17 protein-coding genes are annotated in these 24,439 nt (G+C 65.0%); 5 read left to right on the top strand and 12 right to left on the bottom strand.

Annotated elements, in window-relative coordinates:
* Nucleotides 1-193 precede the first annotated feature (193 nt).
* The 8 genes from ACPDIT_RS06935 to ACPDIT_RS06900 all read right to left on the bottom strand — a co-directional run bounded on the left by ACPDIT_RS06935 (nucleotide 194) and on the right by ACPDIT_RS06900 (nucleotide 10,131).
* Nucleotides 194-1,759, bottom strand: coding sequence for a sugar ABC transporter ATP-binding protein (locus ACPDIT_RS06935; protein WP_423442447.1), 1,566 nt, complete (start codon nucleotides 1,757-1,759; stop codon nucleotides 194-196).
* A complete protein-coding gene (locus tag ACPDIT_RS06930; RefSeq protein WP_423442446.1) occupies nucleotides 1,756-2,391 on the bottom strand; it encodes a DUF2291 domain-containing protein in 636 nt (211 codons plus the stop codon). Before ACPDIT_RS06930 ends, ACPDIT_RS06935 begins: the two co-directional genes overlap by 4 nt.
* A gap of 120 nt (nucleotides 2,392-2,511) precedes the next feature.
* The gene (locus ACPDIT_RS06925) at nucleotides 2,512-3,435 is read right to left on the bottom strand and encodes a D-ribose ABC transporter substrate-binding protein (protein WP_423442576.1); all 924 of its coding nucleotides are present in this window, start codon (nucleotides 3,433-3,435) and stop codon (nucleotides 2,512-2,514) included.
* 186 nt (nucleotides 3,436-3,621) lie between these two features.
* On the bottom strand, nucleotides 3,622-5,100 hold the full coding sequence (locus tag ACPDIT_RS06920; RefSeq protein WP_423442445.1) for an FGGY family carbohydrate kinase: 1,479 nt from the start codon (nucleotides 5,098-5,100) through the stop codon (nucleotides 3,622-3,624).
* 24 nt (nucleotides 5,101-5,124) lie between these two features.
* Nucleotides 5,125-6,135: a transketolase family protein gene (locus ACPDIT_RS06915; RefSeq protein ID WP_423442575.1), complete on the bottom strand. Its 1,011-nt coding sequence runs from the start codon at nucleotides 6,133-6,135 to the stop codon at nucleotides 5,125-5,127.
* 17 nt (nucleotides 6,136-6,152) lie between these two features.
* Nucleotides 6,153-7,037: a transketolase gene (locus ACPDIT_RS06910; protein WP_423442444.1), complete on the bottom strand. Its 885-nt coding sequence runs from the start codon at nucleotides 7,035-7,037 to the stop codon at nucleotides 6,153-6,155.
* Nucleotides 7,038-7,218: 181 nt separating this feature from the next.
* Entirely contained in the window at nucleotides 7,219-8,640 is a 1,422-nt protein-coding gene (locus ACPDIT_RS06905; RefSeq protein ID WP_423442443.1) for an L-fucose/L-arabinose isomerase family protein, read from the bottom strand.
* An 81-nt stretch (nucleotides 8,641-8,721) separates the two neighbouring features.
* Nucleotides 8,722-10,131 carry a nucleoside hydrolase-like domain-containing protein gene (locus ACPDIT_RS06900; RefSeq protein WP_423442574.1) on the bottom strand — a complete coding sequence of 470 codons (1,410 nt, stop codon included), beginning with the start codon at nucleotides 10,129-10,131 and terminating at the stop codon, nucleotides 8,722-8,724.
* A gap of 287 nt (nucleotides 10,132-10,418) precedes the next feature.
* On the opposite strand from ACPDIT_RS06900, the gene ACPDIT_RS06895 reads away from it, so the two are divergent.
* On the top strand, nucleotides 10,419-11,324 hold the full coding sequence (locus ACPDIT_RS06895) for a helix-turn-helix domain-containing protein (protein ID WP_423442442.1): 906 nt from the start codon (nucleotides 10,419-10,421) through the stop codon (nucleotides 11,322-11,324).
* Between the two features lie 69 nt (nucleotides 11,325-11,393).
* Here the strand turns inward: ACPDIT_RS06895 and ACPDIT_RS06890 are convergent, their stop codons facing one another.
* From ACPDIT_RS06890 to ACPDIT_RS06875, 4 genes are all read right to left on the bottom strand, one after another.
* Nucleotides 11,394-12,629, bottom strand: a complete 1,236-nt coding sequence (locus tag ACPDIT_RS06890; protein ID WP_423442441.1) for a mannosyltransferase family protein — start codon at nucleotides 12,627-12,629, stop codon at nucleotides 11,394-11,396.
* A complete protein-coding gene (locus tag ACPDIT_RS06885; protein ID WP_423442440.1) occupies nucleotides 12,626-13,204 on the bottom strand; it encodes a GtrA family protein in 579 nt (192 codons plus the stop codon). The genes ACPDIT_RS06890 and ACPDIT_RS06885 overlap by 4 nt, the downstream gene beginning before the upstream one ends.
* A 256-nt stretch (nucleotides 13,205-13,460) precedes the next feature.
* The gene (locus tag ACPDIT_RS06880; protein ID WP_423442439.1) at nucleotides 13,461-14,291 is read right to left on the bottom strand and encodes a type II secretion system protein; all 831 of its coding nucleotides are present in this window, start codon (nucleotides 14,289-14,291) and stop codon (nucleotides 13,461-13,463) included.
* A gap of 292 nt (nucleotides 14,292-14,583) precedes the next feature.
* Nucleotides 14,584-15,387 carry a glucosamine-6-phosphate deaminase gene (locus ACPDIT_RS06875; protein ID WP_423442438.1) on the bottom strand — a complete coding sequence of 268 codons (804 nt, stop codon included), beginning with the start codon at nucleotides 15,385-15,387 and terminating at the stop codon, nucleotides 14,584-14,586.
* Between the two features lie 2,115 nt (nucleotides 15,388-17,502).
* Here ACPDIT_RS06875 and ACPDIT_RS06870 point away from each other — a divergent pair.
* The 4 genes from ACPDIT_RS06870 (at nucleotide 17,503) to ACPDIT_RS06855 (ending at nucleotide 24,181) form a co-directional block, all read left to right on the top strand.
* Nucleotides 17,503-19,035: a hypothetical protein gene (locus ACPDIT_RS06870; RefSeq protein WP_423442437.1), complete on the top strand. Its 1,533-nt coding sequence runs from the start codon at nucleotides 17,503-17,505 to the stop codon at nucleotides 19,033-19,035.
* Between the two features lie 207 nt (nucleotides 19,036-19,242).
* The gene (locus ACPDIT_RS06865) at nucleotides 19,243-22,173 is read left to right on the top strand and encodes a glycosyltransferase family 2 protein (protein ID WP_423442436.1); all 2,931 of its coding nucleotides are present in this window, start codon (nucleotides 19,243-19,245) and stop codon (nucleotides 22,171-22,173) included.
* Nucleotides 22,174-22,745: 572 nt separating this feature from the next.
* Nucleotides 22,746-23,720, top strand: coding sequence for an AAA family ATPase (locus ACPDIT_RS06860; RefSeq protein ID WP_423442435.1), 975 nt, complete (start codon nucleotides 22,746-22,748; stop codon nucleotides 23,718-23,720).
* Complete coding sequence (locus tag ACPDIT_RS06855; RefSeq protein WP_423442434.1) at nucleotides 23,720-24,181, top strand: hypothetical protein; 462 nt, start codon at nucleotides 23,720-23,722, stop codon at nucleotides 24,179-24,181. The genes ACPDIT_RS06860 and ACPDIT_RS06855 overlap by 1 nt, the downstream gene beginning before the upstream one ends.
* Nucleotides 24,182-24,439 lie beyond the last annotated feature (258 nt).

Genomic DNA, 24,439 nt, shown 5'->3' with positions numbered 1-24,439 from the left:
GCGCAAGCCCTGCGGTCGTGCTCCGGAATCGACCCCGCCGCAGCCATTCTGCGACCCTCCCATCCAGCCGCGACGGCTCCGGTCCTGCTCTTCTCTCGCCCCGGGCCCCGTTCTGTTGCCGCAAAAACAGAGCGGTCGGGCGGCCTCGCGGTGAGCGCAAGCGGGATGAACCGGGCGCAGGGCATCGCAGGCTTCAGCGCCACCGGCCCGTCGGCGTGGAAGCGCCCGGCAATCCCGAGTGAGACCTCGGCAGCGCGGCTTCCATCAACCGCTCTTCGGTGGCTTGCTCCCGGAGAAACTCCGCCGTTTTCCGCCCCTCGCACAACACGACGATTCGATCCGACACGGTCAGGATCTCCGGCATCTCGGAGGAAACGACGATCACCGCCAGGTCTTCGCGGGCCAGCTCGTCGATCCACTGATAAATCTCCCGCTTGGCCTGAACGTCAATGCCCCGGGTCGGTTCATCCAACAACAGCACCTTCGGCGACATGGCCAGCCAGCGGGCCAGGATGACTTTTTGTTGGTTGCCGCCGCTGAGATTGCGCACCCGTTGCCCAAGCGAGGGGGTTTTGACACGAAAGCGCGTGACCCACCGCTCCACCAGCTCCTGCTCCGCCGCGCGCCGCACAAAACCCCAACGTACCAGCCGGGGCAGGCTCGGCAGGCTGGTGTTCTCCAGGACGCTCATGTCCAGAACGAGGCCCTGCGCCTTGCGGTCCTCGGGAGCCAGGGCCAATCCGAGCGAAATTGCGTCCACCGGCGACCGGATTTCGACCCGCCGGTTTTCCAGATACACCGCCCCCGACGCCGTACGCGGATGCAACCCAAACAACGTCTCCAGCAGTTCGGTTCGACCCGCTCCCATCAGTCCGAAGATCCCCAGCACCTCCCCGCGGTGCACACGGAACGAGACCCGATCCAACAGAAGGTCCCGGGGCCGCTCCGGATGACGCAGCGAGAGGTCCTCCACGCGCAAAACTTCCGCGCCGCGTGGACGGCCGGGACCGGCCCGGGCCCTTGCCAGATCCCGCCCCACCATCATGCGGATCATGTCCTCCGGGCTGAGCGCCTGCAACGGAGCCACGCCAATCATCCGGCCGTCCCGCATGACCGCCACCTCGTCCGCAATGTGCGGCAACTCCTCGAGCTTGTGCGTGATGTAGGCGATCGCGACCCCCTGCCGTTTCAGATCGGCGATGATGCGATAGAGCACCTCCACCTCGTGCTGCGTGAGCGCGGAGGTCGGTTCGTCCATGATCAGAACGCGGGCCCGCGCCGAGAGGGCCCGGGCGATTTCGACAATCTGCTGCTGCCCCACCCGCAACTCGCCCACCCGCGCCGTGGGCGGTACGTCCAGATCCAACTGGCCCAGCAGCCGGGCAGCTTCCGCATTCATCCGCGCATGATCCACCAGCCCGAACCGGGTGCGGGGTTCCCGACCCAGAAACAGGTTCTCGGCCACCGTCAGCTGGGGAACGAGGTTGAGCTCTTGAAAGATCATGGCGATGCCGGCGGCGTGGGCCTCGCGGGGGCTGGCGAACCGCACCGGCCGCCCCTCCAACAGGATCGTGCCCTCGTCCGGCGGCAATACGCCCGCCAGAATGTTCATGAGCGTGGATTTCCCCGCGCCATTTTCGCCGAGCAGGGCCGTCAACCGTCCCCGGCGCAGGACCAAACTCACCCCGTCCAACGCCTTGACCCCCGGGAAGCTCTTGCTGATCCCCCGCGCCTCGACGACGACATCGCTCTCACTCATGGAAAACGAATCTGAAACGGCACCACGCGCAACGGGAACAGCTCCCGCCGCGGATCATGAATCTCCGCGCATCCGGCGAACGCCACGGTCCGGCCGGGCACCGCCCCCGCTTTCAACAGGGGCAACACACGCTCTTCCACCCGCCGGTTCAGCGCCGCTGAAATGGCGTTGAAATCCTGCGAATTGGGAAACTCGTTCACATCGAGCAGCCCGGAGCCGTCGCGCAGCGTGTTGCCGAACACCGGGCCCAGCCCGATCACCACGGCCACCGGCCCGCCCGGCTCCAACGCCAGCGACACCGCCGCTTCGTCCACCGTCACCACCGTCCCCTGTCCCGACACCAGAAAGCAAGTGCTCCGACTCAGCCCCAATCGACGGCCGTACCGTTCCAACGCCTCCTCGGGCCGGGTCTGCAAGAGGCCCAACAAAACCTCGGCCCTGATCGCTTGCGCCTCGGCGGGCAGCAATCGGCGCTCCCAGAACTCCTCCACAAACGCTTCTGCATCGAACCGGTCCCCGGCCCGCCGTTGGCGACCCGTCTCCAACGGAACCACGTGAACCGGCGGGCACACCCACCAGAACAATCCCACCGCGCCGATCCCCAACGCCCATTTCCACCAGCGTGGTCTCATCGCAACACGGGCTTCAGCACTCGCAGGTCCCGGCGGCCCCCGCGCCGATGATCCCGCAGCCCGGCGGCGTCCATCGCATGCCCCCGCGCCCCCGAACCGGGCCGTCCTGCGGCCCGCCCCCTATTCCTTGCGTCCGTACCCCTGATACTCATGCACGTTGTCCCGCGTCACCAGTTCCACCGCCACCGGGACCTTCTGCGGAAAATCCCGTTTCCCCTTCAGGTACGCATCGGCAAATTCCGCGGCCGTGCGCGCCATCACCTTGGGAAACTGCATCGCCGTGGCCGCGATCTTTCCCTCACCAATCAGCCGCACCACGTCCTCGGCCCCGTCGAACCCGAACACCTTGACCCGCTCGGCTTTTCCGGCCGCCACCAGGGCCTGATAGGCGCCCATGGCCATGGCGTCGTTCCCGCAGAACACTGCGTCAATGTCCGGGTTTGCCTGCAGAACGGCCTCCATCACCTCCAGCGCCCGGGCACGATCGAAATCCGCACTCTGCTGCGCCACCATCCGCAACCCGGGATACCGGTCCACCACACTGTGGAAGCCCTTGGACCGGTTCCACGTGTTGTTGTCTCCGACCAGGCCCAGTAACTCCACATACTTCCCGGTGGAACCCACCACCTGCACGAAGTACCGGCCCACCGCCACGGCACCGGAGTAGTTATCCGAGAGGATCTGGCAGACGGCCGCGTCCGTGGCGTTGATCTCGCGGTCCATGCAAAAGACGGGAATGCCGGCGGCTTTGGCGCGGCGCACGTTGGCAATCGAGCCGTCGGCGTCCGTCGGATTGAACAGCACCGCCACATACCGGGAGGCGATGATGTTGTCGAAGTGCGCCGCCTCTTTGGCCGGGTCGTTTTGCGAGTCGAACACCGTCGCCTCGTACCCGAGCGCGCGGAGGCGATCGCGGGCGGTCTCGGCCAGCACCACAAACCACGGGTTGTTGAGCGTGGAAATGACCACGGCCACCCGCCGGTTGTCGCCCGCCGCCGATTCGGTCGGGCCGCTCCCCGGTTTGCATCCCGTCCAGCCCAGCATCCCAACGCTGACGGCCAATCCCACCCAGCTCCAACGTATGGTCGGTTTCATGCTCGCAATCTCGCTTCAAAACCCGCGTCGGTCTCCCGACAATCGTCTCCCCATCCCGGGGTGCCCCGCTCTCTGCGGCCCCGGGGGCCCGGACGGCAGCCCGCGTCCCCGGCTCCACCGGGGTTCCGGGTCCGACTACAACACCTTTTGCACCGCCGCCCGCCAGCCGCTCAACAGCCGCTGCACGGTCCCCGGGTCCATCCCCGGTCGATACCGCTCCCCCGACCGCGGCAACGCGGCCAATGCCCCCAAATCCGGATGAATGCCCATGCCGAGCATGCCCGCAAGCGCCGCCCCCAGGGCGGACCCGTCCGGCACATCGAACACCTCCAGCTCGGTCTCCAGCACATCGGCTGTGAACTGCATGAGGAACCGGTCGCGCGTCGGGCCCCCATCGGCTCGCACACAGCGCAGGGGCATGCCGGCTTCCTCTCTCATCATCTCCAGCACATCGCGCAACTGATAGGCAATGGATTCCTCGGCCGCCCGAACCACGTGCGCCCGCGTGGCGTGAGCCGTCAAGCCCACGAGGGCCGCGCGCGCCTCCGGGCGCCAGTGGGGAGCACTCAATCCGGCAAACGCCGGAACCAAATACACCCCGCCGTTGTCCGGCACCGACGCGGCCAGGGTCTCGGCCTCGCGAGCGTCCCGAATCAAACCCAGTTGATCCCGCAGCCAGGCCACCGTGGCCGCAGAGAAGTTGATGATCCCTTCCAGGCAGTAAGTGGGCCGCCCGGACAAAACCCATGCCAGGGTCGTCACGGACCCACCCCGCGAGCGCCGCGGTTCCGGACCCAGCGTCCAGAGCACCGAGGAACCGGTCCCGAAGGTGATCTTGGCCATGCCGGGCTCGTAACACCGCTGCGCAAACAGGGAAGCCTGCGAATCCCCCATCACCCCGCAAATGGGAACCGGGCGCGGCAGAATGCCCTCGCAGGTGGTTTGGCCGAACTCCGCACTGCTGTCGCGCACCTCGGGCAGGGCCTGCCGGGGCACCTCGAAGCACCCGCACAACTCCTCGTCCCACCGAAGTCGGCCGATGTCGAACAACAGCGTCCGGGAGGCATTGGTCGGATCCGTGGCGAAGACCCGGCCTCCGGTGAGCCGATACAACAGGTACGCGTCCATCGTGCCGATCAGCGCCTCGCCCCGCTCCAACCGGGCGCGCACCGAGGGGTCTTCTCGCACGAGCCACCGCAACTTGGGCCCCGAAAAATACGTGTCGAGACGCAGTCCCGTGCGCTCGGCCACCCTCGGACCCCATCCGGCCGCCTCCAGTTCCTCGCAAATCCGGCTGCCCCGCCGGCACTGCCAGACGATGGCCCGGTGCAACGGCCGCCCCGTGCGGCGTTCCCACACGACGAACGTCTCGCGCTGGTTGGTCAGACTCAAACAGGCCAGCGCCCCGGCCTTGTCCGGGTGCCTCGCCACCAGCTCGTTCACCACTGCCAGAACGTTCTGCCAGATCTCCTCGGCATCGTGCTCGACCCATCCCGGACGCGGATAGTACTGACGATGCTCCCGCGCAGCCTTGTCCACGCAGTGTCCCTGCGTGTCGTACAACAGGGCCTTGGTCGCCGAGGTGCTCTGGTCGATGGCCAACACGCAGCTCATGAGGCCCTGCTTCCGTTTCGCCGCCTATCCTCCCACTGCGGCCCGAGTGGGGCGACCCGCCCCCAGCAGCTCCCGGGCCGTTCCCGCCAGTCCTTCCATGCTGATGCCGTAATGCCGGAAGATGTCCGCCTGGGCCCCGGTCACGGTTTCCTCGTCCGGAATCCCCACGATCCGAAAAGGCGTGCGGACCCCCGCCTGCATCAACACCGCGGCACACGCCTCTCCCAACCCTCCGTGCACCGAATGTTCCTCCACCGTCACCACCGCACGGCACTCGCGCCCGGCCTCGAGCACCATCTCCGTGTCCAGGGGCTTGATCGTGTGCATCGAGATCACGCGCGCGTCGATCCCCTCTTCCTCCAACAGAGCCGCGGCCAGCAACGCGTGCACCACCGTCTCCCCCGTGGCCACAAAGGCCACATCGCGCCCCTCCCGCAACCGCAAGGCCCGCCCCACCTCGAAACGCGTGCCGGGCGGGTGCAAATCGTACATCGGCGCCTTGCCAAAACGCACAAACACGGGATGTCTGGCCCGCGCCGCGGCCCGAATGGCCTGCCGGGTCTCGAAATTGTCGGCCGGCACCAGCAGCGTGAGATTCGGAATGGCCCGCAACGCTGCCAGATCGTGCAGCGAGTGATGAGTGGAGCCAAGGGCCCCATAGCTCACCCCCGCACTGATCCCCACCAGCACCACCGGCACATCCGAATAACACACGTCGTTCTTGATCTGTTCCAGTGCCCGGGCCGTCAAAAAACAACTCGGCGACACGGCGAACGGTTTCTTTCCGCACGCAGCCAGGCCCGCCGCAATCCCCACGAGATTCTGCTCCGCGATGCCGACCTCGAGCAGCTGGCCCGGCAGGGCCTGTCCAAAGGGCCCCAGCTTCCCCGACCCGCGCGAATCGCTGGTCAGCGCCACCAGGTTCGGGTCCGTGCGTGCCAGTTCCTCCAACGTCTCGGCGAACACGTCCAAATTGGGTCGGCCCGGCCGCAGACCCAACCGCCCGGCCCGGGCGCGGGCTGCCGCACTCAGCATGGGAGGGGCGGGCGCACTCATGCGGTCAACACTCCTCTCGCAAGCAGGGCCCGCTCCGCCCGCAGCCGTCGCTCGGCTTCGTCCAACTCCGCCCGTGCCCGCGCCAGTTCCTCGGCGTTCGGCACGCCGTGGTGCCAGCGCGCCACGCCTTCCATGAACGAGATGCCCTTGCCCTTGACGGTGTCCGCAATGACCACCGTGGGCCGGCCGTGCTCGGGCGGCTGCCGCAAAACCTCGGTCAATCGCACATAATCATGCCCGTTCACGCGCCGCACCGTCCAGCCGAACGCACGCCACTTGTCCTCCAGCGGTTCCGGACTCATCACCTGACGCGTCGGACCCGTGATCTGCAGTCCGTTGTGGTCCACGATTGCGATCAGATTGTCCAATTGGTAATGCGCCGCCGCCATGGCGGCCTCCCACACGGACCCCTCCGCCAGCTCCCCATCCCCCAACAGCGTGAACACGCGATACGTCGCCCGGTCCCGTTGCCCCGCCCAGGCCATTCCCACACAAATCGACAGGCCATGCCCGAGCGCGCCCGTGTTCATTTCAATCCCCCGCACATGCCGCGTGGGATGCCCCACATAGGGCGAGCGATAGCGACAGAGAGTTTCCAGATCCGACCACGGGAAGAACCCGCGATCCGCCAGCACGCAGTAGAGCGCCTCCACCGAATGTCCCTTGCTCTGCACATACCGGTCCCGGCCGGGATCCTCCACCGTCTCCGGCGAAACGTTCAGTATCCGGTGATACAGCACGATCAGGATGTCCAGGCATGACAATCCCCCTCCCGTGTGGCCGGCGCCCGCTTGATGAATCACCTCCAACAGGCGCCGCCGCAACTCGATCCCCTTGAGCTCCAGCTCCCAATCCCTCGTGTCCACACGTCCGGGACTCATTCCTCCGGCTCCTGGTCTGCGCGATCACGAACACCCGATCGCGACGAACAAGCGTCGTGGTCGCTTCCCGCTCCGCTCCGTTCCTTGCGGCCCGCCCCGCGGGCCACGGCATGGCCCCCGGCGCCGAGATACCCAGCCCTCCGCCCCCGGGGCGATGGCTCGTTCCCTCGCACGCGCCTCTTCATCCACGAAACACTTGTACGTCCCAACCCAGGTAGTGTCCCCACGCCTCCTCCAGAATCGAGGCCGTCCGGGAACAGGTCATGACCACATGATGCTCGAAGCCCTGCCGGCAGATGTACCGCAACACCTCCTGCAATCGGGGCACCCGCGCCACGGCCCGGTTGCCAAACGTGTGCAGGTCGTCGGCCGTCAGTTCTCCTTCCCCCACATAGGCCCGAATCCGACCCTCTGCATCGGCCGTGCTGATCCGGCCGTAGGTCAGGGGGCCGGCCGGGGTGCGGCCCTCCAGGGCCCCGTAGGTGTTTTCGACCCCCAGGATGCTGCCCAGGATCGGCGCATTGGCGATGCGGATGTCGGGCAGGAAACTCTTGGCCCAGTTGCCGCAATGGAACAGCACACATTTTTCCGGATCGTCGCCGTAATTGTTGTTCCAGTCCACCAACGCCGCCGGCGTGCCGCTCGCCAGCTGCATGGCGTACATCGTCAACGCACCCGTCACGTCCACCTCGCACGCACTGGGCAGGAACCGCTCGCTCATCATGCTCATGAGCGTGCAGACATTGCAGCCAAAATGCCGTTGCAACGAGGTCCAACACTGAATCGCCGTGGCATCCAACGCCTGGCTTTCCATCCATTCCCACAGCGCCACGCCCAGCCTCGCCATCTGCACGAGTTTCTCCTCCGGCACTCCCGGCGCCGGGGCGTAACTGCGCAGCTCCTCCAGTTTCGCCACCACCGCCGGGTGCCCCGCCTCCAGCCGCCCCGCCACGCCCAGGATCTCGGACAAGTCCACCGTGGTCACCGAAATCCCATATCGTTCCAGCAACTTTTCCGAGTAACGCACCGTGTTGAAAGCACCCGGCCGCGCCCCCACCGCCCCGATGCGCAGCCCCCGCAGGCCGTTGACCACGCGGCACACCCCCAGGAACCACTGGAGATCCCGCCGAAAACTCGCGGACAGCGGATGCGAGACATGCTCCGTCGTCAAACTGAACCTGATTCCCGCCTGCACCAGATTGTTGCAGACGGAGATCTTGCCACAGAAGGCATCCCGACGGCGCGCCGGCGACAATTGATCCATCCGATCCGGATACGCCTGGATCAGCACCGGCACCTCCAGGCCCGAAAGCCGCAGGGCGTCCAATACGCCTTTTTCATCCCCGAAATTGGGGAGGCACACCAGCACACCGTCGATTTCCTCGCGATGCCGTCGGAACAGCTCGGCGCATTTGCGCGCATCCGCATGCGTTTCCACGCCGCCCAGCTTGGTCTCGTGCTCGCCCAACTGCACCGCCCGAATCCCCAGTTCCTCGAACAGCCTGGCCAGGTCCGTCCGCGCCTCCGTCACCAGGGGATCCGGGAAAAAGTCCCGGTTCCCGTAAATCACCCCCAGGGTTGGGGTTTTGTGCGGTCGTTTCATAATCTCCTCACTCTTTCCCACGGGTGCCCCTTCCCCACCGCCGTCCCTCCCTGCGACCGGAGCTTCGGCTCGACGTTTCCGTCATGGCTCTCCTTCCGTCACGTCCACAATGACGCGCCGGTACCGCGTCAGACGCGGCACGCCGTGATCCGTCACGGCCAAAATGATGTGCAGGGTGCCCGTGCCGGGTGGCATCACCCGCTCGGTGGGCACCACGAACCAGGCCCGCGGCTGGTCGAAGTTTCGAATCTCCACCGGCTGACCGGTACGTGCGCTGGAGACCGTGAACGTGCCGGCTTCGCCGTAGTAAAACCACTCGTACGACACGGCGTCGCCATCCGGATCGGAGGTTCCCTCGGCACTCAGGTCCACCCGTTCCCCGCGACGCGCCCTCAACCGGTCGCGATGACCCAGGCGCGGCACGGGCGGATGATTCGCCTCCGCATACGGTTTGACGGTCCAATCCATCCGCGCCGCGAAATCGTTCTGATACGCCGCGCGCCATCGCCAGATCGTGGCCTGGTTGCTCGTGTGCCAGTTGCCGTCCACGCCGCGCACTTCGTCCATGGCGTCCGTCCAGATCGGCCGCGTCTCCGCCGCCAAATGCCACTTCTGTTTGCGCGGGGTGTAGAGTTCGTACCGACCGCCCCAGCCGCCCCAGTCGGGCCGATCCGGCTCGTTCAACCCATTGCGGATGAGAAACAAAAAGCTCGGAGTGTCCCCCTCCATGAGATACTCGGTCCGCGGATACTGCGCCCCCAGCGGGCCCTTGCCCCGGATGTTCCGGTCCAGCCACGGCTGGTCCACCAGCGAAAAATCCGCGCCCGCAAAGCGCCCGTGGAACTTGTCCCCGCTGATCCCGCTCCAGGTGGCATAATGGTAAGCGCCGCCCGGATGAAACCCCGGGCTCACGATGTAAAACAGCTCCGGGAACTCCCGCCGAATCCACGGGCCGGAATCGTCCTGATCCGAGATGGCGTACACGCGCAACTGCCGCACAAACCGTTGCTGTTCCTCGATGCTCCGCGTTGTCCGCACCTTCCGCAGCGCCTGGGCCAGGACGCTCGGGCCACCCCACACCAACACCCAGAGCGGACGCGGATCCTCCCGCAGACCGGCCGCCACCAGTAACTCCGATCCCGGCGAGTCGCACCCGGCGCCCACGCCTTTCATCCCGTACACTGGCAATCCCTCGCGAACCACGGCCAGGAGCTCCTCCGCGGTGGGCCAGCCCGGCTCATGGAGCCCCAGGTTGTCCCGTACCTGGCCATAGGCCCCGATGATTTGGCGAATGCGCCAGGCCGCTGTGCGATCCCGCTGGTGCACCGAGGTTGTCGCCACCAGTCCCTCGATGTCGAACTGGTTCGCGTAAACCAACAGCCGCACCATTGACTGCGCATCATCCGGCTCGTTCTCGATGTCCGTCAGCACAAACACGCGCCGTTTCTCGGGCACGCCCGGCTCCGAGGCCATCAGCAGCGGCGCCGCCATCGTCAGCGCCCACGCCGCTGCCAACAGCATCCAACATCGCTTACATCGATCCATCCCCATGGATCCGCTCCGCGTCCCGGATCCCGCTCCGCATCCCCTGCGCACGCAGCCCGCGCGCGGATTCCTGCTCCACCCGGGGCCCCGGGAACCCCGCCCGGGCCTCGCCCAAACGCGGGGGCCGACCCCGCCCCTGCAACCGGCCCCTCTCGATCCACCTACCACGCTACCACGTCGGGAAACGGGAATCTTCCTTGAACGCACGCAAAACTCACGGAATCCTAAGCTCCGTGAAGCAGTTCGACGTCAACCGGCCCGAGTTCCTGCCCTACGGTTTCACCTGCGAACTCTGGAGGCCGGCCCGAATGCCGCGCCCGGACAAACACAGCGAAGTGGAATTGAACTGGTTGAAAGCCGGCTCCCTGACCTATCTGCTCGGAGGACGCCGTATCACCGTCCCGGCCCGGCGCCTGGCCGTCTTCTGGGCCGCGATCCCCCACCAGATCGTCGCCTTCGAAGGTCACAGCCCCTACTACGTGGTCACCGTCCCCTTGGGCGAATTCCTTGGCATGGGCCTTCCCCCAAGCTTCACTCATCCATTGCTGGAGGGCTCGCTCCTCCTGGAACCCCGGCCCGATCCCGCCGATCGCTTCCGCTTCCCTCAATGGGAACAGGAACTCCGCCTCGGCGACCCGGCCCGGGAACGACCCGTGCGCCTGGAAATCCAGGCGCGCCTGCTCCGACTGGCCCTCGACGTCGCAAGAGCTCCCGCAGCACCCTGTCCCGAACCCGCACTCTCCAGAGCCGACCAACTGGCCTGTTACATCGCACGTCACTACCAACAGCCCCTGACCGCCTCCCGGATCGCCGCCGCCCACGGGCTCCACCCCAACTACGCCATGAACCTCTTTCGCCGCGCCTTCGGCACCACGCTCATCGCCTTCCTCACCCGCCACCGACTCTGTCACGCACAGCGCCTCTTGGTCACCACCGACGAGCCCATTCTCCAGATCGCCCTGGCTTCGGGCTTCCAAAGTCTGAGCCGGTTCAACGAAGTCTTTAAAAAAGTGTGCGGCTGCAGCCCGCGCGAATACCGCAAGGCCCATCGAACCCCCGCATCCAACCTCCGCCGCGCGCCCGCCGGGGTTCGCCGGCCCTCGACCCGGCCCGCCTCACCCCGACGTCGCTCCTCCTGACTCAGGCGGACCCCTCCGCCGGAACCTGCCCCCGGGCCTTCGCCATCTGCGCCATGCTCCGCTAAAGCCTCACCCGGCCCAACGATAATTGAGAAACCGCCACAGCAGGTGCAGATGCACACCCAGACTCAACGCGGCAAATGCCCAAAAGGGCCACTTCCTCCGCAACCAGCTGAAGAAACCGCCCAGCGCCACGAACAACGGAAACACGCACGCCTCGAATCGAATGTAGGAAACAAACGTCCCGCTCAACGCCGGGACGATGCCGAGCATGAGGGTCCACGGAATTAAATCGCGGCCCAGGCGCCATTGCACCGGCAGACTGTACATGAGCACCACGAATCCCAGGCGGTCGAGCAACGACCCCTGAAAGTCATGCCACACCCGAACATCGAAGAAGCCCTCCGCCAGCGTTCGGAAATCCCAAAGCTTCGATATGGCGTGAACCCCCCAGTATCGCTGCGCCTCGATCCCCGCCCAGGGATTCCCTCGCGACACCCACATCAACCCCAGATACGTCGCCCAACCCAGCACCGGCGCTGCCAGCAAGAGCCACGGTCCCCAACCGTCCCGCCTCCCGCCCGGCTCCTCCGATCCCCGGCCTGCCGCCGACCCGCCACGCCACCGGCGCAATCTCTCCCAGGGCAACGTTTTCAATGCGTGCCAGGCGATCGGGAGCACCGCAAACACGCCCACCCCCCGGGCCAGCGGAGCCAGATAGGCACCGATCCAAGCCGCGCCCCACCGACGCTGCTCCAATCCCCACCACAAGACCATCACCAGCAAAAAGAACAGTGCCTCGCTGTAAATGAACTGAAAAAACAACGCCCCCGGAAACAGAATTAGAAACAGCGTGGCCCGATCGGCCACCTCTTCGCCCCAGCGGCGTGCAGTCACACGGTGAAACAACCACCAGCCCAGCAGCGAGCACAGATTCGCAAGGATCAGTCCGACAACAACATGACTTAGACCGGTCAGCCGACCCACGGCATGGATGAGCCCCGGCCACAACGGGTAAAACGCAATCGACGGCGTCTCCACCGTGTATCCGCGTGCCGCCAGATACAGATAATGTTCCGCGTCCCAGGTCGCGAAATGTCGTTCCCAACGGCCTCGAGGCTCGGATAACCAGCCTTCCGGAAACCAATGCCGTCCGATCCAAATCGCTGTGCGCGTGTCATAGGCATCGCCCCACGCGAGGATTCCCGCCACCACGGCAGCATACAGGAGCTTCGCTGCCACCAACGCAGCCCAAACCCGTGCACTGCGGCCCGGGCGCGGCTCGCGGACCCCCGGTTCCATCATGGCTGTTCCGCCTCCGGTCTGTTCGGCGATCCGACAGCGTTGCTCGATTCAGCGCCCACGGCTGCGCCCGAACTCGACTTCGACGCCGCCGCGGCTCTCCAACCCCAGCCCCACTTCAAATTTAGTCCGAAATTCCAAAAACTCACCAACACGATGGCGATGAAGTTCGACAGATAGACGTTCCAACCCAGCCCGTGCACCTGCAGATACAAGAGCAACACGCTCCATCCGATGCCCGCCAGACACACCAGATTGAATTTGATCAGCCGCGCCAACCGGCGGCGCCATCGCCCCCTGTGTCCGGCTTCTTGTTCGTTGGCACCCCTGCCAGCCGGGGACGCCCCCAGACCACGGAACGTCCAAACCTCGTTCCAAACAAAGTTGTGCAACAGGGCCGCCTCCGCCGCCAACGCCTTGCTCAGCGCCAGATTCCAGCCCAGCCGGGACGGGGAGCTCAACAGGTAAAGACACACCATGTCCACCGCCATCCCACTGGCCCCGACCAGACAAAACTTCACATACCGCCGCGCCAGGTCCGGCCACACCAACTTGGACCATCCCAGCCGCCTCGACATCGCAAGCGGCAATATTTCTCGCGGTGTTGCCGCCTGACAACTCCAAACCCGGGCCGACTCGAGCGCTCGCACCTTGGCCGCCCCTGTCGAGGAAGCATCAAACGGTCTCGCGGGCCAGAGCACAAAACGGCTTCACCCAACCTGCAAGACCATGGGGAAGAGTGATCAGACGAGGCCTCGCGACCCCGTCACTTTGTTGCCGAAACCTGCTCCTGCTGAGGCCGCCCGCTTGCAGATTACCGCGGCCCGGGCCCTCTCACGGCTGGGAAGCACCCGTTTCCTGTCCGGGTCTCCATGTGGCCCGCTGTTGCATCCACAGAATGTCCGGATTCCCGGGCATCAACGCGTCGTCCCGCGGTGGATTCCGTGTCCGGGCATCCTGCCAGACCCGGCGCTCCACGTGCGTATCCAGAAACACCAGATTCGCCCCTTGCCGGTGGCGCACGCCGGGCTTGTCGCGCAACACCCAGGTATGCGGCTGAGCCGCGAGAAAGTCCCACTGCAGAGCGAAACTGCCGTCGTTGATGGTCTCCACCCGCTCGTCCACGAAGGTCAGAAACATCGACGGTGCAGGCCGAACCATTTCACTGAGCTTGCGATAGGTCGTGGCCGCCGGGCTCACCACGGGGCTGCCCACAAAACAGTTCAGGGACACCGTTCGTACCCGGGGCAGAGGGACAGGCCCCAGCGGAACCGGATCACGCGAGGCCGGACATTGCCAGATGCTTACTTCGCCCCCCAGATAGGGCGCCAACAAACTCCGGCGCAAATACAGCGTGTTGGTACAGTCCGGCCCGGGCAATCCCAACCAGCCCTCCACCCATTTCGGGCCCAGCGCGTCCCAGTCCCCATCTGCGTTGGGCGGCACACGATCGTTGTGATCCTGCGCGTACATCTGCAGGGCCAACCCGAACTGCCGCAGGTTCGACGCACACTGGATCGTGCGGGCCCGTGCTCGTGCCGCGGCCAGTGCCGGGAACAACAGCGCTGCGAGAATCCCGAGGATCGCGATAACCACAAGCAGCTCCATCAAAGTGAACGCGAAAGCGTCACGCAGACACCGTTCACCTTGGCCGCGGGCTTTCATCCACGCGATTTTTAGTCCCGCCCGCGTCCGCCGTCAACCCCTGCACCGCTTGCGCCCGCGTCAAATTCCCACCCCCCGGGAAAGACCCACGCGCTCAAGCCAACGGCGTTCCCGGGTTCCCAACCTCACAAGGCTGCCGTCTAGAGCCGCGGGACCGCCTCCCCGGGTGCCCTCGAAATCGGCGAGCCCGCCGTCCCTCGGACCCACTGCGACGGAACCGCGCCTGCAGGACAGGCCTTCGGACCATCGACAGGCGCGCTCGGGCTTTCCGAAACGTCGGGCACATCCGGAGTCAGGGCAACAACGAGGCGGATTCGAGATCCAAAAACAGCGTCGCACGCGGATGCCGCCGCAGAATCGAAGCCGGACATCGCTCACTCACCGGCCCGCATAGGGCGTCGCGAACCGCCTTCGCCTTCCGCTGTTCCGGCACCACCGCAATCATGCGGTCCGCCCGTATCAGTGCCGGAACCGTCAGGGTATACGCATACCGCGGCACTGCATCCAGATCCGGAAACCATCCCTCCCCCACCTGCTGACGCCGACAGGCCTCGTCCAACGCGACCAGCTTGATCCAGTGCGGATCCTGAAAATCCGCCACCGGCGGATCGTTGAACGCGATGTGTCCGTTTTCCCCAATGCCCAGACAGCACAGATCGATCGGTCCCTCCTGCAGCAGCGCAGCGTACCGGCCCACCTCCTTTAAAGGCTCCAGCGCATCGCCCTCGATCCAATGGACCGCCCGGGGCCGAACCCTGCTCGCCACCCGTTCCCGTAAAAACCGCCGAAAACTGGCCGGATGATCGGCCGGCAACCCGAGGTATTCGTCCATGTGAAACACCGTGACCCGACCCCACTCCAGGTCCGGCGCAGCAGTCAACGCTTCCAAAAACTGCATCTGGGACGCTGCCGAGGCCAGGATCACGCGCGCCTGCCCGCGCTGATGGATCGCCGTCCGCAGCCACTCGGCCGCTTCGGCAGCCGCTGCCGCCGCCAACTGTGCGCGCGCCGCATACACACGCACCTCCAACTCGTCCACTTGGAATCGCCGCACCGGCGGCACCGCCCGCATTTCATGTTCGTCAGAGTTGATCATGGTGCCCTCGATCGGGCCCAGGCCCTCGTGCAACCCTGGCAGGGCGCTGTAAACATCCCTTTGCCCACCGAAAACAAGCGAATCGACTCGAAAAACCGAAGGTCGTTTCCCCAGGACATCACTGTTTCAACACCCTGCTGGCTGTCGTCTCCGCGCTCCGTAATGCCGAGGTCCTGTGGCGAACCTCAAGTGCAAAAGCCATTTCGGTACGCCGCGCGCCGCATTTCAGGTTTCGAACGCCCCTCGAAAGCCCTGCGGAACTTCGTGCGCCTTCGGCGGCGGGAAAGGCGAGGAAGACCGCATGTCCTCGGGATTCATGCTTCGAAGGGTTGAACCTGAAGTGCCCCGGCGTTGCCCGCGGACTGCGCGGGCCAAACCACGCGTCGAAGGCGCATCGAGCCGTGCATTGGGCGTGCAACCTCGTTGCGCAAAGCGGGCATCAGGCTGGGGGATTTCTCACCCCGACGGAGGGACATATACCGCGCTAAAAGCGCGTTCCATTCGGCAGCCCGGGGCAACACCCCGGGAACTGCGTCCCCCAAACCCACCGCGCCCTGAAAGGGCACAACCCGAGGACGCCCATCGCACGGGCCGGGCGTGCCACAACACCAGCCCTGCCCTCCCGGGGTCAATCCCGCTTGGCTTCGTACCCAGGACGCACCCCTCGGGTGGTGCACCCAGCCTCGCACTGCCGCTCCGACAGACCTCGGTCGCCTTGTCTCTTGGGAAGCTTCGTCCCGCAAACGGTCCGGAGCAAAACCCACCGCACCCAGAAAGCACGCTGCTCCCCCGCACCTGCCGCCCCTGCGCAACAGCTCCGGCGGATGCGGAGCCCTTGGATCGTGGCGTCTCCTCGCGGCTCGGCCGTGTGCAGCCTCCGACGGCTCAGGAACACATGGCCGCGTCGCGCCACGGTTTTCACGCGAGCCGGCTCACCGTCCGGCTTCCCTTTGGCTCCACGCTCCTTCTCCGGTCATGGCAGGGCCTTGTTTCAAGCCTTTTTCAAGGCGCGCAAAAGTACTTGACAAGAGAGAGAGTCAAGCTACCCCCGACACGTAAACCCCAACAGGACTTGTTGCTACCATGAAAACGCTCATCGTACCCAACAATCGTACCCAACAATCGTACCCAACAATCGTACCCAACAATCGTACCCAACAATCGTACCCAACACTCGCACGGTCCTCCGTAGAATCGCCGCATTGACGTTCATCAGCTGCCTGCTGCCCGCTGTGGTATTGGCGGCTGTGCTTCAGGGTTGGAAATGCGAACCGCTCCCCACCGATACCCAAACCCAGGAGAACGCCCAAGGATTGCCCTGTGCCGAGGACTCCTATTGCGATGGACTGTGTGAACGATACCAGTACGACCAACGGCGCAGAGGCAACTGCGTCCAGACCGGCAACCCCGATCACCGCTGCAACCAGCAGCCGCCGGTCCGAGTCGAACAGAGAGTCTATTCTGGTGGGTCTTGTAAGTTCATGACCCAAACCATCAGCAGGAGTTGTATTTGCGAAATTCCCCCCGGCTCGAATCCAAGTCGAACCAACTATGTCACTTCCGATTGCTCCCTTTGATGGCAGATTCGAGCCGGGGGCGTGCCGCCGAAACCTTTTCGAACGTCTCCTCCGGCTGGTCTCTGCCTCGGACCAAGCGGAGGCTGCGCTCGGTTCGGTTGAAGCGGCTGGATAACGCTGAGAACCCCAAACCCACCCGTACCGATTCACAGCAGAGCCGGCCAACGCCCTCGAATGGACTTGTCTGCTCGAGTGCACGGCATACCATAGAGCCGGTGCGATACCCGGGCCCCAGCACGCGTTGCCGCACGGGTCGAGACCGTCGCCACCCGTGGCCATCCCCTAGCTGCTGCCGGATCCGAACCCTGCTCGCCCCAAGTCCCCGAGCCCGACCATGAACCTGCTCCCTGCCGATTCCCAAATGACAGCTACGACCTCTCTCGGCCCGCCCAGTGCGGAACAGGCGCCCCCGGACAGCCCCGGAACTGCGGCAAATCCCGGCGCATCAAGCAGTCTGCCGCGCTGGACCGTTTGGTTCTGCGGCCTCTCGGCCGCTTTGCTGGCACTCGGTGCGCTCGGTAAAGGGATCGCCCTGTGGATGACGCGCCTGCCGCCCCTGATTGACCCGCCCGACCCGGTGCTTCCCTTTCTGAGCTCGCGCACCCTCATCGGCCTGACGGCGCTGGCCGAGCTGCTCTTGGCCGGCTGGGTCTGGAAATGGCGCCGGCATGACGTGGGCTGTTGGGCCCTGGGCTGGTGGGTAGCTGCTCTTCTGCTCTATCGCCTGACCCGCTACGCCCTGGGCGTCCCGTGGGAGGGCGGCTGCTCCTGCCTGGGTGCCGTGCCCAAGTGGTTCGGTCTGGGCGAGCGGGCGGGCGCCAGTATGGCCCTTGGGATGCTGGTCTTTTGGTCCCTCGGATGGCTGTTCTGGTATTTCGGTGGTCGCGGCTCCGCCCCGATTCGACAAACCGCGTTACTCCTCAGTGTCGCCCTGGTCCCCCACGTCTCCGCAGTGGACCTGACCACCCATCACCTGGTCCTCCAGGGCCGCCAGGACTACGTGTTCTTCTACGAGAACGGTGCGGTTCAACAGGAGCTTTCCATGCGCTTCGTCGTTCGATTGGCGGCGGATACCTGGTTCCTCGAATCCGACGGCATGCAGGCCTTTGGCCTCAGCAACAATACTTTGCGCGCAACATTCACCAACCCATCGGCCCCTCCCGCCGGTGGAGCTAATGCCGGGTATTTCCCTCTATTCGCGTCAACGGGGATCACTTTTCCGTGGCTGGCCTATTGTTCCGGACTTTGGTTTCGTCACACGCCCGACTGGGGCAGCCTGCCCATGATCAACGCCTGCGCCCTGACGGACCCACGAGCCCACATGTGCGAGGCTCACGTCGCGCTCCTGGACGAAGAGCATTTCATCCCCGCCCACATCACCTGGATCACCACCGAGGAACGACTCAAGAACGCCAACAAAAGCCCCTACTTGCAAATCCTGGAGGGTGACAGCGAGGAGGAGTGGACGCGTCACCTCGATTACTCCCAGCTTTATCCCACCGGTTTGCTTTGCACCGAATACAAGGTCCTGGCCAGCACCAATGTCGGCGGTGTGACCCTGCCCTTGCAGGCTCAAATCACGGTCTTCCTTCAGAAGGGCCGCTGGCCCGCCCTCAGTGGAGAGCCCTACACCCCTCGCGGCCCCCGTCACATAACAGACGGCAGTTCGGTGCGCGAGACGTTTCTGCGCAGTCGCACCCTCCTGACCCTGACGAACGCATGGATTGCCGCAGGCCCCATTCCGTTGCGTGACCTGATCCCGGACAATTGCGGCATCACCGACCGGCGACTTCAATCCCGGCGCTGGGGAGTGGACTATGTCTATTACGAGGTCCATTCCCGGGACCAGTGGAAATTCGTCCCGGATGCCGAGCTGACCAATCTGTTCCGGATCAAGCTGCGGGAACACCAACGGGCCGCGGCCATCCGTTACGCCATTCAGGGCGTCGCCTACATGGGGTTCGCGTTGCTGGTCGTCGTCCCCACCTACCTAATCTGGCGCCGGTACGGCAGGCCTCCAGCGCGCGAACCCTCCAGTTCGGGCCCGGCTCAAGGACCCGCCGGGGTTTGATCGAGGCCGCTCGGCCAGGACCAAAGCCCCGACGCAGCCACTGGCCGGCGAGGTTTCCTTGAAATCGTCCTGGCCGTTCTGGGGGCTCTGTCCGGTTACCACACGCGGTTGCCGTCTTGCACGCCCGCGCATGATGAAGTAAAGGCTGTCCCGATGAGTCCCCCGCAGACGTGTCCGGAATCTCCTGGTCCTGTGGAAGGAGGGAGGATGCCTCCATGTCTGGCGGTCATTGTTCCTTGTTACAACGAGGCGGGCACCATCGAGGAGATTTTGCGACGCATCCTGGCACGATCCGAGGTGGCCGAGGTCGTCGTGGTGGACGACGGCTCCACCGACGATTCCTGGCAGCGCCTCCAGACCTGGTCCGGACGCGATCCCCGCCTGCGCCTGCTGCGGCACCCGCACAACCGCGGCAAGGGCGCCGCCATCCAAACCGCCCTGCCCCACCTCCGGGCCCCCTTCGTCCTCATCCAGGATGCCGACCTGGAGTACGACCCGGCCGACTACCCCCGGCTGTTGCAGCCCCTGCTGGAGGGCCGCGCCGAGGCCGTCTACGGCACCCGCTTCGGCCCCGGCGCCCGGGCCCGTACCCCGCTCTGGCATCGCGGGGGCAACTGGCTGCTGACGCGCATTGCCCGCGGGTTGACCGGCCTTCCTTTGACCGACGAAGCCACCGGTTACAAGGTGTTCCGACGCGAGCTGCTCCAGAGCCTGACTCTGCAGGAGCGCGGTTTCGGTTTCTGCCCCGAGGTGACGGCCAAGCTGGCCCGCCTGGGGGCCCGGGTGGTGGAGGTGCCCATCCACTACCAGGGCCGCAGCCGGGCGGAGGGCAAAAAGATCCGCTGGCGCGACGGGCTGGAGGCGGTGCGCTGTTTGTGGCGGTACAGTCGTCCGCCCCGGTTGCCAGGATCGTCGCAGACGCCACCATCGCTGCCGCATGCCCCGGCCGAGGAAACCGTCTCTGCGGCAGAACCGAGGCGGCTGCCCGGTTGGGTGTGGGTGTTGCCGGCCCTGGCATATGGGTGGGGATTGGTCTGGGCGACGGGGCTGGTGCCGGAGTGGGGCCGGTGGTATTCGGCGAGTCCTTACTATCGACAGCAGGTGGCGGCGATGTTGCGCGGGGACCTTGCGTTGAGTCGGGATCCGGCGGATCTGCGGGGGGATCTCTGCTGGTCAGAGGGCGGGGTGCATCAGGTTTGGGGCTTGGGAGTGCCGTTGTGGCGGTTGCCGTTCGAACTGCTGGCCCGGGCGTTGGGGTTTACGCCCTTCCCCGACATGCTGGCGCTGGCCGCAGCCTTTGTCGTGGCCGGTTGGCTGTTGCTCAGCGCGCTCGGCGAATTGCTGTTGCCATCAGGGCCGGGGAGCTCACAGAAACAAGCCGCCCGCGCCTCGTTGCGCTGGTGGGCGCTCGGCGGTCTGGGCGCATGCCTGCTGGCGTTTCCGCCCTTGCTCCGGCAGCTTCGGACGAACTTCGAGGTGTACGAGGAAGCCGTTGTCTATGAGTACCTGCTCGGGCTGTGCCTGATCGCCGCGCTGCTCCGACTGGCCTGCTGCCCCACCCCGGCGCGTTTCTGGGTCCTCTGCGGGCTGGCCGGCTATGGCATGTGGATTCGACCCACCCTGGTGTTTCATGGCGCAGCGGCCGTGCTGGCGGGGATGGTCGGCCTTTGGTGGGGAAATGCGGTTGCAGGGGGTGCCGCCGCTCCGATGGTCTCCGGGAATTGCCCGGGCCCGGCAGCTTCAGGGCGCCGGCGCTGGTGGGGCCCGGTGTTGATCGGCGCAACCCTGTACGGACTGGCGGGTGGAGGCCTTTACCTTGCCAACCTCCTCCGCTTCGGAGGCGGATTCGAATTCGGTCACAGGCTGAACATTCAACCGGGTATCTATGGCAACATGTACTCGACCCGGTTCGATTATCCTTTCCAGGACGAGCCCTTTTACCGGGCCGCCGCCGAACTGTTCGGCTTTCTGTTCCTTCCCAAAAAACCTACATACGCTTTTTGGTTGCATTCGGACGCGATCCCCACGCTCTCGCCCACCCCGCGATGGAGAGAAGTCAGCAATGAGACTTACGACTTTGGATATCTCGCCTGGGTCCTCGCCGGTTGGGGCGCAGCCGGTTTGTGCCTCTGGCGTCTGAGCCGGTCCCGATGGCGAGGTTGCCCTGCAGCAGCTGTCGCCCCGACCGCCGCGGAGCGAAGCGGCCAAACCCCGCTGGGGCCCCATGATTCGACCGCATCGCGGCCGCCGGGCATCCGAGCGGAGGCCAGCGCACCCGGGCCAGGGGTTCCTCATGTGGAGCTCGGGAATGCGGCCCCGAAATCCAATCTGCCATCGTCCCCGTCCGAGACCCATAATCGATCGGAAAAGCCGGCTACTTCTAGAGTCATTAGCCGCGCCATGGGAATGCTGGGGATCTTTTCTTTCCTGGCAACCGCCGCTCTGGCCGCCTTTTACCTCCGGGTTTGTGTCATCTCCACCCGATATATGATGGATTTCATGCCGGCGTTTGCCGGCGGGATGCTTGCCGCGGCCCTGGCCGGGATGCAGCAATTGGAGCGCACGCGGCGGCCCGGGTTATGGGCCGGCGTTTCCGTCGCCCTTTTGGCCGCGTGGTGGACCTGGGACACCACGCAAGGCATGAAAGCCGGGCAGAGACCGCGCATTCGGACGTGGGATCAGGTTCAGGCGGAGGCTGCCCGGGAACGCCGCCGACCGGTGCGGATCCCTCCGGAAGGGGCCTACCACAGCCCGGCGGAAGCGGCTGCTGCCGGGATGTTACAACACGGCTGCGGTTGGCATCCGGCAACGGGCGAACTCATGCCGTGTGTGTATATCTTCGTAAAGGATCCGGTATTTCTCGAGCTGGATCTGGAGCCCAATCCACAGAGCCCGATCCCTGCCGATCCGCACGGATTGCGGGCCAAGGTGGGGCTGGAGTTCCTGCGGCTGGAAAGCGTGGAACCTACTCCCGAAGGTTGGCGGGTGCGTTTCGCCGGACCGCGAAAGGCACGCTACCAACGCGGCATTCAACCGGTGTTTCTGGCCACCGTGCCTCGCGCGTTCGTCCACCAGTCCGCCAACCTGCCCTGGCGTCTGGTACGCGTGCGCTGGCGCGAACCGGCGCCTTCCCCGTAAGGCTGAGGATTCCATCCACGCGCTATGCGCGTTCTCCGAATTCCTCGAAAGCAAGGGTGGGTTCCGACGCCATGGGAATCGGTCGCGTGGTTTTCCGACCGCGCCCACACCCGCCAAGAGAACACAAACCCGGAGTCCCCAGGCAACGCGCATGCGTCTCCGCGTCCCCTTGCCCCATAAGCGGACCCCGTAAAACTCGAACCTGCCCGTTCGGGGACTGTGGCCGGGATGTCGACTCACCGACATGCAAACTGCCGGTCCCCGGGATCCCTGCCGCGGAGTCGGACCAACGTGATCGCGCGCAATCTCGTGGACGAAGCCGAAACAAGCGCCTTCAGCTTCGAGGCCGCGAAGAAGGGCACGCGCGACCGGCTGATCGCACACACCTTTCCGCTGGAAGCAGGGTCGCCACAGTGTCACAATGGGGTGCGAGAAAAGCGGGACTCGTTCGTGGCACGTTTGCATGGATCCATTCCGCCACCGTCGGGTCGCTCTTGCCGGGAAGAAGCGCCAACATCCCGGAACTGTTAGATGTTGCGAACACTGTGCGGGCCGTCGAAGGGGCCTGACCGATGGAAGAGACGATGATCGCCCGATTGAAAATCGAACGTTTCAAGTCGATCCGAACGCTGGACTTGGAATGCCGTCGCGTCAACCTGTTCATCGGCGAGCCGAACACGGGCAAATCCAACATCCTGGAGGCGCTGGGCCTGCTCTCCTGGTTGGCCTGGCCCCGCGTCGGCCTGAAGAGCTTCGTCCGCTTTTCACGCACGCAGAACCTCTTCTACGACAATCTCACCGACGAGCCCGTTCTCGTCGAGTGCAGCGGGGAGCCTCCGGGCCGCGCGGTCCTGAAGTACGAGTCAGATCGCTTTCAACTATGGCTCAATGACAAGCACATGACAGACCTTGATCACGAGGGCGCGAGCGGCCATTACCTGGCCTGGACAGATGGCCGGCCGATTCGCCTGTACCGCTATCGTCCCCTAGAACACTACCAATCCGTGGACCCGGGCACACTGATTCCGCCAGACGGTCCCAACCTTTTCTCCGTCATTTATGCTTCGAGGCAGCTGCGAGAGTGGTTGACGGCGCTATTTCGACCCTTCCGCCTCGACGTGCTTCTCGAGCCGATGGAACGGAGCATCAAACTGGTCAAGCAGCAAAGCGGTCTCTTTATCGCCCTACCTCTCCACATGAGCTCGGAGACGCTGCAGCGAATCCTGTTTTTCCATGTAGCCATCGCCTCCAGCACGAACTCTGTGCTGCTGTTCGAGGAGCCCGAAGCGCATGCCTTTCCGTACTACACCAGGCAGCTCGGCGAGCAAATCGCGGCGGATCCCTCCAACCAGTATTTCATCGCGACTCACAATCCCTACCTGCTGGAGGCGGTGTTGGAAACGGGCAACGCACAGCAGGTGGCCGTGTTCGTTACGCGATACGAGGACCACGAGACCAAGGTCGTCCAGCTAACGGACAAACAAATCAGCAGATTGCTTGAACAGGATCCATTCCTCGGATTGGAAACGGTGCTGGAGGCTGAGTAATGCTCTACGTGGAGTGTTACCCGGACGAGCTCCTGGCACGCCTGTTGGGCGTGCCGCGCAGGGAGATCAGGCACGCCCGAGGAAAAGGCAACATTCTGAACCGGCTTCGCAACCTGCAGGCCGGCCAGGGGATGATCGACGAAGATCCGTGGGCCCCCCAGCCAGAGGAGCTTGGCCAGTACATTGAGCAGGAGAGGAGCGGTGACCTCACGTTGAGGGTGCACAAGAAGAATCCCCGGAAGCGGCTCATTGTCGTATCGCCAAGGTTGGAGGAATGGTTGTACGTGCGGGCCGCGGTCTGCGGTGTCAGACCCGCGGATTACGGCCTTCCGGATACCGGCCCCGAACTCCGCAAGATTCCCCGCTTCGATAAAGACCAACGTTTCGAGCAGTTTGTAAAGAAGCTGGCCGCTGATTCTGCGATGCAGTGGTTAAGAAGGTGCCTTGTGGAGTTTCGGTGAGGCGGAGGATTGTGGCGCCGCAGGCCACAAAGCAAATCCACCGCGCCAGGTTCAACGCGCGGCACCGTACCGTCGGTGGGGCGGCGGGAAACAACGGGTGCCGAACTTGCTATCCGATCCAGCCTCCGGGGCACACACCAGCCTTTTCCCGGGACGCCGAGGTTCGAAAGCTCTCCCGTTCTCCACCCGGGACCTGTTCCCGTGCGATCTCACTCGCGGGACTGTCCCCGGGGACGTCTCCTCGGCCGCCAAACCGGG

Origin of the sequence: Limisphaera sp. VF-2 (assembly GCF_049537125.1) — a bacterium.
Lineage (GTDB): Bacteria > Verrucomicrobiota > Verrucomicrobiia > Limisphaerales > Limisphaeraceae > Limisphaera.
Note: the sequence above shows the minus strand (reverse complement) of the source record. Positions and strands in the feature narration are given on the sequence as shown.

Bases quoted from the DNA above. Each gene is read 5' to 3' on its own strand.
- ACPDIT_RS06925 (WP_423442576.1), bottom strand. From the start codon at position 3,435: ATGCTGGGCTGGACGGGATGCAAACCGGGGAGCGGCCCGACCGAATCG.
- ACPDIT_RS06890 (WP_423442441.1), bottom strand. From the start codon at position 12,629: ATGATGGAACCGGGGGTCCGCGAGCCGCGCCCGGGCCGCAGTGCACGG.
- ACPDIT_RS06935 (WP_423442447.1), bottom strand. From the start codon at position 1,759: ATGAGTGAGAGCGATGTCGTCGTCGAGGCGCGGGGGATCAGCAAGAGC.
- ACPDIT_RS06860 (WP_423442435.1), top strand. From the start codon at position 22,746: ATGGAAGAGACGATGATCGCCCGATTGAAAATCGAACGTTTCAAGTCG.
- ACPDIT_RS06930 (WP_423442446.1), bottom strand. From the start codon at position 2,391: ATGAGACCACGCTGGTGGAAATGGGCGTTGGGGATCGGCGCGGTGGGA.
- ACPDIT_RS06885 (WP_423442440.1), bottom strand. From the start codon at position 13,204: ATGTCGAGGCGGCTGGGATGGTCCAAGTTGGTGTGGCCGGACCTGGCG.
- ACPDIT_RS06875 (WP_423442438.1), bottom strand. From the start codon at position 15,387: ATGATCAACTCTGACGAACATGAAATGCGGGCGGTGCCGCCGGTGCGG.
- ACPDIT_RS06915 (WP_423442575.1), bottom strand. From the start codon at position 6,135: ATGCTGAGTGCGGCAGCCCGCGCCCGGGCCGGGCGGTTGGGTCTGCGG.
- ACPDIT_RS06910 (WP_423442444.1), bottom strand. From the start codon at position 7,037: ATGAGTCCCGGACGTGTGGACACGAGGGATTGGGAGCTGGAGCTCAAG.
- ACPDIT_RS06870 (WP_423442437.1), top strand. From the start codon at position 17,503: ATGACGCGCCTGCCGCCCCTGATTGACCCGCCCGACCCGGTGCTTCCC.
- ACPDIT_RS06900 (WP_423442574.1), bottom strand. From the start codon at position 10,131: ATGGCGGCGCCGCTGCTGATGGCCTCGGAGCCGGGCGTGCCCGAGAAA.
- ACPDIT_RS06855 (WP_423442434.1), top strand. From the start codon at position 23,720: ATGCTCTACGTGGAGTGTTACCCGGACGAGCTCCTGGCACGCCTGTTG.
- ACPDIT_RS06880 (WP_423442439.1), bottom strand. From the start codon at position 14,291: ATGAAAGCCCGCGGCCAAGGTGAACGGTGTCTGCGTGACGCTTTCGCG.
- ACPDIT_RS06905 (WP_423442443.1), bottom strand. From the start codon at position 8,640: ATGAAACGACCGCACAAAACCCCAACCCTGGGGGTGATTTACGGGAAC.
- ACPDIT_RS06865 (WP_423442436.1), top strand. From the start codon at position 19,243: ATGCCTCCATGTCTGGCGGTCATTGTTCCTTGTTACAACGAGGCGGGC.
- ACPDIT_RS06920 (WP_423442445.1), bottom strand. From the start codon at position 5,100: ATGAGCTGCGTGTTGGCCATCGACCAGAGCACCTCGGCGACCAAGGCC.